This window comes from Skermanella sp., assembly GCF_059503625.1.
This window is the reverse complement of record NZ_JCACHA010000765.1, coordinates 1-9,974: the sequence shown is the minus strand read 5'-3', so window position 1 is coordinate 9,974 and position 9,974 is coordinate 1. Positions and strand designations below refer to the sequence as shown.

At 66.4% G+C, this 9,974-nt stretch carries 11 protein-coding genes; 9 read left to right on the top strand and 2 right to left on the bottom strand.

Annotated features, from left to right (window positions below; all coding sequences use genetic code 11):
• From AC5JJ6_RS26645 to AC5JJ6_RS26630, 4 genes are all read left to right on the top strand, one after another.
• Positions 1-297, top strand: a 297-nt coding sequence (locus AC5JJ6_RS26645) for an oligopeptide/dipeptide ABC transporter ATP-binding protein (protein ID WP_496044971.1), incomplete at its 5' end; no start/stop codon positions are given.
• On the top strand, positions 294-1,307 hold the full coding sequence (locus tag AC5JJ6_RS26640; protein ID WP_496044970.1) for an ABC transporter ATP-binding protein: 1,014 nt from the start codon (positions 294-296) through the stop codon (positions 1,305-1,307). The genes AC5JJ6_RS26645 and AC5JJ6_RS26640, both read left to right, overlap by 4 nt.
• Before the next feature lie 25 nt (positions 1,308-1,332).
• Positions 1,333-2,028 carry an aspartate/glutamate racemase family protein gene (locus AC5JJ6_RS26635; protein WP_496044969.1) on the top strand — a complete coding sequence of 232 codons (696 nt, stop codon included), beginning with the start codon at positions 1,333-1,335 and terminating at the stop codon, positions 2,026-2,028.
• Positions 2,029-2,155: 127 nt separating this feature from the next.
• Positions 2,156-2,938 (top strand): TerC family protein, encoded by a 783-nt coding sequence (locus AC5JJ6_RS26630; protein WP_496044968.1) that lies wholly within the window; start codon positions 2,156-2,158, stop codon positions 2,936-2,938.
• Positions 2,939-2,962: 24 nt separating this feature from the next.
• On the opposite strand, the gene AC5JJ6_RS26625 is transcribed toward AC5JJ6_RS26630, so the two are convergent.
• Positions 2,963-4,489 (bottom strand): sigma-54-dependent transcriptional regulator, encoded by a 1,527-nt coding sequence (locus AC5JJ6_RS26625; protein WP_496044967.1) that lies wholly within the window; start codon positions 4,487-4,489, stop codon positions 2,963-2,965.
• Between the two features lie 232 nt (positions 4,490-4,721).
• On the opposite strand from AC5JJ6_RS26625, the gene alr reads away from it, so the two are divergent.
• The 5 genes from alr (at position 4,722) to mgrA (ending at position 9,355) form a co-directional block, all read left to right on the top strand.
• Positions 4,722-5,831, top strand: a complete 1,110-nt coding sequence (gene alr, locus AC5JJ6_RS26620) for an alanine racemase (RefSeq protein WP_496044966.1) — start codon at positions 4,722-4,724, stop codon at positions 5,829-5,831.
• A 47-nt stretch (positions 5,832-5,878) separates the two neighbouring features.
• Positions 5,879-7,177: a D-amino acid dehydrogenase gene (locus AC5JJ6_RS26615; protein WP_496044965.1), complete on the top strand. Its 1,299-nt coding sequence runs from the start codon at positions 5,879-5,881 to the stop codon at positions 7,175-7,177.
• A gap of 58 nt (positions 7,178-7,235) precedes the next feature.
• On the top strand, positions 7,236-7,988 hold the full coding sequence (locus tag AC5JJ6_RS26610) for a class I SAM-dependent methyltransferase (RefSeq protein WP_496044964.1): 753 nt from the start codon (positions 7,236-7,238) through the stop codon (positions 7,986-7,988).
• Between the two features lie 100 nt (positions 7,989-8,088).
• Positions 8,089-8,265 (top strand): hypothetical protein, encoded by a 177-nt coding sequence (locus AC5JJ6_RS26605; protein WP_496044963.1) that lies wholly within the window; start codon positions 8,089-8,091, stop codon positions 8,263-8,265.
• Positions 8,266-8,326: 61 nt separating this feature from the next.
• Positions 8,327-9,355, top strand: coding sequence for an L-glyceraldehyde 3-phosphate reductase (mgrA, locus tag AC5JJ6_RS26600; RefSeq protein ID WP_496044962.1), 1,029 nt, complete (start codon positions 8,327-8,329; stop codon positions 9,353-9,355).
• Between the two features lie 22 nt (positions 9,356-9,377).
• Here mgrA and AC5JJ6_RS26595 read toward each other — a convergent pair.
• Positions 9,378-9,974 (bottom strand): ABC transporter permease (locus tag AC5JJ6_RS26595; protein WP_496044961.1); only part of this gene is annotated, 597 nt, incomplete at its 5' end.

Here is a 9,974-nt window from a genome sequence, read left to right as displayed (position 1 = left end):
CGCCATCCCTATACCCGCGCCCTGCTGTCGTCGATGCCCAGCATGGACCCAGCCCAGCGGACGACGGCCCCTGCCCTGACCGGCGATCCGCCCAACCCGATCAACCCGCCGTCCGGCTGCCGCTTCCGCACCCGCTGCGCCTTCGCCGAGGGCGTCTGCGCCACGGCCGAACCCCGGCTGGAGGTCGTCGCCGACGCCGAGCGGCACGCGGCTGCCTGCCATATGGAGATCGCGGGTTCCGGCCACACCAAGGCCATCCCACAGCTTGCCCCCCAGCATGCAGGAGCCGTAGCATGACAGCAGCGCTTCGCCAGGACGCCGCACCCGTGACGGTGCCGGCACCGGAACCGCTGGTCAGCGTCGAGGGGCTGACCGTCAGGTTCAAGGGCGGCGACGGCAGCATCGCCGCCGTCAACGGCGTGGACTTCACGCTGGAGCGCGGCAAGGTGCTGACGATCCTGGGAGAATCCGGGTCGGGCAAGAGCGTCACGCTGAAGGCGATGATGCGGCTGCATCCTGCGCGCAAGACGACCTATGGCGGCAGGATCACGATCGGCGGGCGGAACATCCTGGCTTTGTCCGAGCGGGAGCTTGTGCAGGTGCGCGGCTCCGTCGTCAGCATGATCTTCCAGGAACCGATGCTGGCCTTCGACCCGGTCTACACGATCGGCCACCAGATCGCGGAAACCGTGATCCGGCACGAGGGCGTATCCAGGCGGGACGCCGACAAGCGGGCGCTCGACCTGCTGGAGATGGTACAGATCCCGTCTGCCGCACGCCGGCTCAAGGCCTATCCGCACGAGATGTCCGGCGGCATGCGCCAGCGGGCGATGATCGCCCTGGCGCTGTCGTGCCGGCCGGACCTGCTGCTGGCGGACGAACCGACGACGGCCCTGGATGCCACGGTCCAGATGCAGGTGCTGGTCCTGCTGCGCCAGCTTCAGCGGGAGATGGGCATGGCAGTGATCTTCGTCACCCACGACATGGGTGTGGCGGCCGAGATCGCCGACGATGTCGCCGTCATGTATGCCGGGCGCTTCATCGAGGCCGGGCCGGTCGGACCGGTGATCGGGAAACGGCTGCATCCCTACACCGAGGGCCTGCTGGCTTCCACCGTCCACGGCGCGTCGCGCGGCGAGCGGCTGGAGACGATCCCCGGTTCTCCGCCCAACCTTGCCAAGCTGCCGTCGGGGTGCAGCTTCGCACCGCGCTGCAAATACGTCGAGCAGCGCTGCCGGGAGACCGAGATCCCGCTGTTCCATCCGGAACCGGACCATTCCGCCAGATGTATGAGAATCGACCGCTGATCCAAACAATAATAAGAAGCGAGAGATGCGAATTCTGGTCATCAATCCCAACACGACCGTCGCCGTAACCGACACCATCGTAGCGGAGGCACGCCGAAGTGCGCCACCACAGGTCGAAATTACCGGGGTGACGGCGCGGTTCGGCAGTCCGTTCATCCAGACGCCGGATGAATCCGAGACGGCGCGGCAGGCGGTACTCGAACTGGTCAGCCGGCTTGCCAGCGGCTTCGATGCCGTCGTGATCGCGGCCTTCTCCGATCCGGGGCTGGCCGAGGCGCGGGAGCTGTCGCCGGTCCCGGTCGTCGGGATCGCCGAGAGCGCCATCCTGACGGCGATGATGTGCGGCGGCCGGTTCGCCATCGTGACCCTGGGACCGGCGCTGCGGCCCTTGCTTGAAGGGGCGGCGGTGGCGCTGGGCTGCGCCGGCCGGCTGGACGCCATCCACATCCTCGAAACGGGCACGGGAGGCGATGCCGGGAACGCCGGGGAAGCCGTCACCACCGTCCAGCGGGATCGTGGAGAGGCGCTGGCCGCGCTGTGCGGCAGGGCGGCGGCTGCCGACGGCGTTCGCTCGATCATCCTGGGTGGAGGGCCGCTGGCGGGACTTGCCCGCCGGATTCGCGTCCGCGTGCCGGTTCCGCTGCTGGACGGCACCGCCTGCGCCGTCAATCACGCGGCGACATTGGCCCGGCTGGGCCTGCGGATGCCGGAGAAAGCCTAGGGGAGATACTCAGTCAAGAAAACTTATCGCATCTGGTTGCAGTGCTTGTGGTCCATCCGGGTATGTTCGTTGTTACAGTCACCCGACCGGTTACCGGTGAACCAGAGCGAAAGGATGCTCGACCACAATGGACTACCTGCTCACGCTTGCCGCCGATCCCGCAGCCTGGGTCGCCCTTGCCACGCTGATTGCGATGGAAGTGGTTCTTGGCATCGATAACCTGATCTTCATTTCGATCCTGACCAACCGGCTGCCGGAAGACCAGCGTTCCCGCGGACGCCGTATCGGTATCGGACTGGCGCTGATCCTGCGCCTGGGCCTGCTCAGCACGGTGGCCATCATCGTCCAGTTGACCGCACCGGTGTTCACCGCATTCGGTCATGCCTTTTCGTGGCGCGACCTGATCCTGATCGCGGGCGGTCTGTTCCTGGTGTGGAAGGCGACTAAGGAAATCCATCACAGCGTGGATCCGGACCCCGGCCCCGACATGTTCGACAGCAAGGCCGGCAGCATCACCTTCACCGCCGCGATCGGGCAGATCCTGATACTTGACCTGGTATTCTCGATCGACAGCATCATCACGGCGGTCGGCATGACCGAGCATATCCCGATCATGGTCATCGCTGTCGTCACCGCCGTCCTCGTCATGCTGCTGGCGGCCGATCCGCTCGCCAACTTCATCAACAAGAACCCGACCATCGTCATGCTGGCCCTGGGCTTCCTGATGATGATCGGCATGACGCTGATCGCCGAAGGCTTCGGCGCCCATGTGCCAAAGGGCTACATCTACGCCGCCATGGCGTTCTCGGCCCTGATCGAGGGACTGAACATGCTGGCACGGCGGGCACGAAAGCGCGTCCAGGGGGCCGCGGGAACGACTGCCGCCGGCAGCGTGAAGAGCGGTCACTAATCTTCAGGTCAGCGGCCCTTCAGGTCAGCGGCGGTGCGGGATGCCGTACCGCCGCAACTTGTTGGCTATCATGGTATGCGACGTGTTCAGCCGGGCGGCCAGTTTCCGGCTGGACGGGAAATGCGGGAACAGGCGGCCCAGCAGCGAGCGCTCGAACTCGGCCAAGGCCTCTTCCCACGATTGGGCAATCTCGGCGGCATCCGCACCCGGCCCCATGCGAAAGCTGGCGAGTTCCAGGTCCGGAGCGTCCAGCCACAGGCTGTCGGACATGGTGACGGCGCGAAAGATAACGTTCTCCAACTGCCGGACATTGCCGCGCCACGGGTTGGCGAGCAGCGCCGACCCGGCCGCCGAGGTCAGCCGGCAGGCGGGGCGCTGGGCCTGGGCACAGGCGCGGGCGATGAAATGGCGGGCCAGCAGCAGGATGTCTTCGCCCCGGTCGCGTAGCGGCGGTACCTGGAGGCTGAGCACGTTGAGCCTGTAATAGAGGTCTTCGCGGAAGTCGCCTTCGGCCACCATCTGGTCGAGCTTGCGGTGAGTGGCGCTGATGATCCGGACATCGACCTTCTGCTCGCGGTCGCCGCCGACGCGGCGGAAGCTGCCGTCGTTGAGGAAGCGCAGCAGCTTGGCCTGCAGGTAGGGCGACATCTCGCCGATTTCGTCCAGGAAGACGGTACCCTGGTCCGCCAGTTCCAGCAGCCCCGGCTTGCCGCCGCGCTGCGCTCCGGTGAAGGAGCCGGGCGCGTAGCCGAACAGCTCGCTCTCCGCCAAGTTCTCGGGCAGTGCCGCGCAGTTGAGCGCCAGGAAGGTCCTGCCCTTGCGCGTGCTGGCGCGGTGGCAGGCGTGGGCGATCAGCTCCTTGCCGGTTCCCGTCTCTCCCAGGATCAGCAGCGGCGCATCGACGGCGGCGACGCGGGACGCCCGCGCCTTGAGGCCGCGCATGGCTGGTGAATCGCCCAGAATGGTGTCGAAGCCGCCTTCGTCGAAGTTCTGCAACGCCTGGAGCCGCTCGCCAAGCCTGCTCGGCGCGTGCAGCGTCAGGACGCCGCCGGCCGCCTTCAGGGGGTCGGTTTCTGTGATCGGGCGGACGTCGAGCAGGAACGGCTGTCCCTGGAACATGACCTCCCGCGCCGGGATCTGGAAGCCTTCCGCGATCAGCTCGCCATGCAGCGCCTCGTCGCCGAAAAGCTCGCCGATCCGCTTGCCGCCGAGCGCTCCGGGCGCTTCCGCCGCCGCGTTGGCGAGGATGACGGTGCCGCTGCCGTCCACCGCCAGAACGGGGTCGGGAATGGCGGCGAGCACGGTTGCGAGGTGAAGCCGGCGGCGGGTGCCCGGCAGCATGTCTACCTGCGCGATGCTGGCGACGCCGGAGACTTCGGTCAGGGCGGCGCGCAGTCCGTCCATCGCGGCGGGCTGGAGGCTGGGTGCATCGATGTAGATGTGCGGCGGATCGACTTCCACCGCCACGACGTTGAGCCTCCTGGATGCCAGGACGGCAAGGATCTCATGGGCGATGCCGACCCGGTCGGCGAAGGTGATGTCGATACGCATCGGGCGATCCTAGCGTATCTCTCCGTTTACAGTGTACGCAAAAAAGTACAGGCTGCTTAGAGCATTGTTTTGGCATCGATTATGCCGTCAAGTCCAGCTCATCCGGGGTGCCTGTAAACGTCCGAGTACAGGACGACGACAAGGAAACTCGTTGCGAGGCAGTGCCTATAGGGATGCGCGCTGCTGGCATGGCGATTGCTAAGTATGTGGATAAGGAACTTGGGAGAGGTTCATGCTGAATACCCGCCACGCCAGCGCCGGAGCGCTGCTGACCGTCGATCTCGATGCGATCCGCGCCAATTACAGGCTGCTGCGCGAGAAGCTCGGCGGGACGGCCTGCGCCGCCGTGGTCAAGGCCGACGCCTACGGGCTTGGCGCGGACCGGGTGGCCCCTGCCCTGGCTGCCGACGGCTGCACGAACTTCTTCACGGCTCATCTGGACGAGGCGATAGCGCTGCGGCCCCATGTTCCCGCAGAGGCCGAGGTCTTCGTGCTGCACGGTTCGCCTGCCGGGGTCGAAGCCGACTTCGTCGAGCATCGCGTGGTCCCGGTCGTCAACAGCCTTGGGCAGATCGACGCCTGGACTGCAATGGCCCGCCGGCTTGGCCGCAAGCTCCCGGCGGTCGTTCAGGTCGATACCGGCATGTCGCGGCTGGGACTGTCGAAGCGTGAACTCGACACGGTGGCGGATGATCCCGGACGGCTGGACGGCATCGATCTCCGCTACGTCATGAGCCATCTCGCCTGCGCCGAACAGCAGAGCCACGAGTTGAACGCCTTGCAGCTGGCCAACTTCCGTGCGGCACGTCTGCGGCTGCCGGCGGTGCCGGCCAGCTTCTCCAACTCCTCGGGCGTGTTCCTGGGGCAGGACTACCACTTCGACCTTGCCCGGCCGGGTGCGGCGCTTTACGGCGTGGCGCCGGTGGCTGGGCAGCCCAATCCGTTGCGCCCGGTGGTCCGGCTTCAGGCGCGGGTGATCCAGGTACGGGAGATCGAGGCCGGAGCGCGGGTCGGCTATGGCGGACGGTGGACGGCGCCAGAACCGGCGCGGATCGCGACGGTGTCGACCGGCTACGCCGACGGGTTCCTCCGCAGCCTGGGCAACCGCGCCAAGGCTTATCATGGCAATGCCGCCCTGCCCGTCGTCGGGGTGGTTTCCATGGACACGATCACGCTCGACGCGACCGGCCTTCCCGGACCGGGGCTCGAGCCCGGCGATTTGGTCGATCTGATCGGCGAGCACAACCCGGTCGATGCGGTGGCGGAAGCCGCCGGGACGATCGGCTACGAAATCCTCACAAGCCTCGGTGGCCGTTACTTCCGGACTTATCTGGACGGCTAATTCCGACGGCTGACAAAAATGCAATCTCTGGACAGGGAGATATCCTCGTGAAGGTTCTGGTTCTCGGCAGCGGCGTGATCGGCGTTACATCGGCCTGGTTTCTGGCCAAGGCGGGCCACGAGGTGACCGTGGTGGACCGGCAACCTGCCGCAGGGCTGGAAACCAGCTACGGCAACGCGGGCGAGGTTTCTCCCGGCTATTCCTCCCCTTGGGCCGCACCGGGCCTGCCGTTCAAGGCGGTCAAGTGGCTGTTCATGAAGAACCGCCCGCTGGTGATCTGGCCGCAGATGGACCCGGCCCAGTGGGCCTGGGGCCTGTCGCTGCTGATGAACTGCACCGAGAAGCGATATGAGATCAATAAGGCCCGGATGGTGCGCGTCGCGGAATACAGCCGCGATACGCTGCGCGACCTGCGGTCGGAAATCGGCATCCAGTACGACGAGCGCGCGCAAGGAACGTTGCAGCTTTTCCGCAAGCAGGAGCAGCTGGACGGCACTGCGGCGGATATCGCCATCCTGAAGCGGTTCGGTGTGCCGTTCGAAGTGCTCGACCGCGACGGCTGCGTCGCCGTGGAACCTGCGCTGGGGATGGTCCGCGAGAAGTTCGCCGGCGGCCTGCGCCTGACGGGGGACGAGACCGGCGATTGCTTCAAGTTCACCCAGGAGCTTTCCAGGCGGGCGGAGGCGCTGGGCGTCACCTTCCGCTACGGCGTCAACATCAAGCGCATCGTCAGCGACGGGCGCAGGATCACCGGCGTCGAGACGGATGGCGGCGAGTTGAAGGCGGATACCTATGTGCTGGCGCTCGGCAGCTACTCGCCGCTGCTGCTGAAGCCGCTGGGCATCCGTATCCCGGTCTATCCGGTCAAGGGCTACTCGATCACGGTGCCGATCACCGATCCGTCGGGCGCGCCGGAATCCACCGTGATGGACGAGACCTACAAGGTCGCGGTGACGCGGCTGGGCGACCGCATCCGGGTGGGCGGCACCGCCGAGCTGGCCGGCTACAACACGGCGCTGCGGGCGGCGCGGCGCGGTCCGCTGGACCATGTCGTATCGGACCTGTTCCCGCGCGGCGGCGATCTGTCGCGCGCCGAGTTCTGGACCGGCCTGCGGCCGATGACTCCGGACGGTCCGCCGATCATCGGGCCGACGCCCCTGTCCAACCTGTACCTGAACACCGGCCACGGCACGCTGGGCTGGACGATGTCGGCAGGTTCTGCGCGGGTGCTGGCCGATATGGTTTCGGGCAAGACCGCCGATATCGACCTGGAGGGGCTTACGATGGAGCGCTACGGCGCCACGGCTCCGGCTGCGGTGGCGACCACCAAGGGAGCGCACGCCTGACGGCCTGGGCTATGACGCCCTATTCCCGCCGGTGAGGGGTTCCTGCTAGCCTCGGGAAATGACAGGCTTCAAAGATCATTTCTCGGGGCACGCGGCGCTCTACGCCGACTGCCGTCCGAGCTATCCGCCGGCTCTGGCGGAGGCGCTGGCCGAGCTTGCGCCGGCGCGTGGGCTGGCGCTCGACTGCGGGTGCGGCTCGGGACAGTTGTCGGTGCTGCTCGCCGGACCGTTCGACCGTGTCGAAGCGACCGACGCCAGCGCCTCGCAGATCGCGCAGGCAGTGCCGCATCCCAAGGTGACATACAGGGTGGCTCCGGCGGAGGCCAGCGGTCTGGCCGAGGCAAGCTGCGACCTGGTGGTCGCGGCGCAGGCGGCGCACTGGTTCGACCTGCAGCACTACTGGGCGGAAGTCGCGCGGGTGCTGAAACCGGGCGGGCTGGCAGCATTGGTCGGCTACGGATTGCTGCGGATCGACGCCGAGCTGGATGCGGTCGTCGATGCCTTCTACACCGACGGGGTGGGGCGGTTCTGGCCGTCCGAGCGGCGGCTGGTCGATGGCGGCTACCGGGAAATCGACTTCCCGTTCCGCGAGGTGACGCCTCCGCTGATCGACATGACGGCCGAGTGGAACCGAGCGCAGTTCCTGGGTTATGTCGCGACATGGTCGGCAGTGAAGGCGGCGGAGAAGCAGGGGCTCGATCCCCTGCCCGCTTTCACGGACGCTGTCGGGGTGCTCTGGCCGGATGAAAGCCGGTGCCGGACGGTGCGCTGGCCGCTGCTGTTTAGGGTTGGACATATCAGCGCAGGGTGAAGCAATCACCGGTAGCGCACTCCGAGCAGTGATCCAAGAAATCCATCTTACGGAATAAATATCCTTGCCATCTGTTTACTGATGGAAAGGAGATAAAGTCATGAGATCAAGATTCTCGATCGGCGCTATCCTTGCTTTGCTCATGCTCGGGGCTTGTTCGACCGGCCAAGTGCTTGGGACGGGTGCGGGCGCTGCGGGCGGCTATGCCGTGGACGGCAAGCGCGGAGCGGTCATCGGCGGCATCGGCGGTGGGCTTCTCGGCGGTCTGATCGACTAATTGCGCCGCAACATCGGGAAGGGTTCGAGCGTTTCCGGTCTTTGACTGGAGATAACCCGATATGCCTTATGATGCAGCCGCCGATCGTTACGAACGGCTGGACTATCGCCGCTGTGGCCGAAGCGGCCTGAAATTGCCGGCGATCTCGCTTGGCCTTTGGCAGAACTTTGGCGGCGTCGACGTGTTCGAAACCGGCCGCGCCGTCCTGCGGCGGGCTTTCGACCGCGGCGTCACCCATTTCGACCTTGCCAACAACTACGGCCCGCCACCCGGTTCGGCGGAAGAGAACTTCGGCCGGTACATGGCCGCCGACTTCAAGCCCTACCGTGACGAGCTGGTGATCTCGACCAAGGCCGGTTACGACATGTGGCCCGGTCCCTACGGCAGCTGGGGATCGCGCAAGTATCTGGTCGCCAGCCTGGACCAGAGCCTGAAGCGCATGGGGCTCGACTACGTCGATATCTTCTACTCGCACCGGGTCGACCCGGATACTCCGCTGGAAGAGACCATGGGCGCGCTGGATCAGGTGGTCCGGCAGGGCAAGGCGCTTTATGTCGGCATCTCCTCCTACTCGCCGGAAAAGACCCGGCAGGCGGTCGCGATCCTGAACTCGCTCGGCACGCCCTGCCTGATCCACCAGCCGTCCTATTCGATGCTGAACCGCTGGATCGAGGACGGTCTGCTGTCGACGCTGGAAGAGCTGGGCATCGGCTGCATCGCGTTCTCGGCCCTGGCGCAGGGCATGCTGACGTCGAAGTACCTGAACGGCATTCCGGAAGGCTCGCGGGCGACGCGCGGCGGTCCGCTGAAGCAGGGCTTCCTGACGGAAGACAACATCGCCCGCATCCGCGAGCTGAACGAGGTCGCCCGGCGCCGGAACCAGAGCCTTGCCCAGATGGCGCTGCTCTGGGTCCTGCGCGACCCGCGCATCACCTCGGCGCTGATTGGCGCCCGGACCGTCGAGCAGTTGGACGACAGCCTGGACGCCTTGGCAGGGCCTGCTTTGTCCGCCGAAGAGTTGGCAGAGATCGACCGCCATGCCGGCGATGGCGGGATCGACCTCTGGCGGGCCTCGTCTTCGCGGCAATAGGACGGCGTAAGCCGGCGCCGCCCTATCCCTTGCGGCGCCGGCGGAGTTGATCGAAGAAGACGATGGCGATGATCAGGAAGCCGGTGATGATCCGCTGCCAGAACGGGTTGACGTTCAGCAGGTTGGCGCCGTTGTTGATGGTAGTCAGCAGCATCGATCCCAGCAGCGGGCCGGTGATGCTGCCGACGGCGCCGAACAGGCTGGTGCCGCCGATCACCGAGGACGCGATCGACTGAAGCTCCCAGCCCTCTCCCGTGGTGGCGACGCCGATGGCGATGCGGCTGGCGGTCAGGACCCCGGCAAGGCAGGCGAGCGTCGCGGACAGGATATAGGCGAGATAGATCGTGCGGGCGATATGGACGCCGCTGAGCCGCGCCGCTTCGCTGTTGCTGCCGACCGCGTAGATGTACCGGCCCCAGCGGCTGTGGTGCAGCAGGATGTAGCTGGGGACCGCCACCAGGATCACGACCCAGAACAGTGACGGAATCCCCAGGAACGACAGGCGGGAGAAGCCGGTGAACTCCGGCGGGAAGCCGCTGATGGTGGCGCCGTTGGTCATCAGCAGGCCGATGCCCCGGAAGGCGGTCAGCGTCGCCAGCGTCATGATGAAGGACGGCAG

Bases quoted from the DNA above. Each gene is read 5' to 3' on its own strand.
- AC5JJ6_RS26605 (WP_496044963.1), top strand. From the start codon at position 8,089: ATGAGATCAAGATTCTCGATCGGCGCTATCCTTGCTTTGCTCATGCTC.
- mgrA (WP_496044962.1), top strand. From the start codon at position 8,327: ATGCCTTATGATGCAGCCGCCGATCGTTACGAACGGCTGGACTATCGC.
- AC5JJ6_RS26640 (WP_496044970.1), top strand. From the start codon at position 294: ATGACAGCAGCGCTTCGCCAGGACGCCGCACCCGTGACGGTGCCGGCA.
- AC5JJ6_RS26630 (WP_496044968.1), top strand. From the start codon at position 2,156: ATGGACTACCTGCTCACGCTTGCCGCCGATCCCGCAGCCTGGGTCGCC.
- AC5JJ6_RS26610 (WP_496044964.1), top strand. From the start codon at position 7,236: ATGACAGGCTTCAAAGATCATTTCTCGGGGCACGCGGCGCTCTACGCC.
- AC5JJ6_RS26625 (WP_496044967.1), bottom strand. From the start codon at position 4,489: ATGCGTATCGACATCACCTTCGCCGACCGGGTCGGCATCGCCCATGAG.
- alr (WP_496044966.1), top strand. From the start codon at position 4,722: ATGCTGAATACCCGCCACGCCAGCGCCGGAGCGCTGCTGACCGTCGAT.
- AC5JJ6_RS26635 (WP_496044969.1), top strand. From the start codon at position 1,333: ATGCGAATTCTGGTCATCAATCCCAACACGACCGTCGCCGTAACCGAC.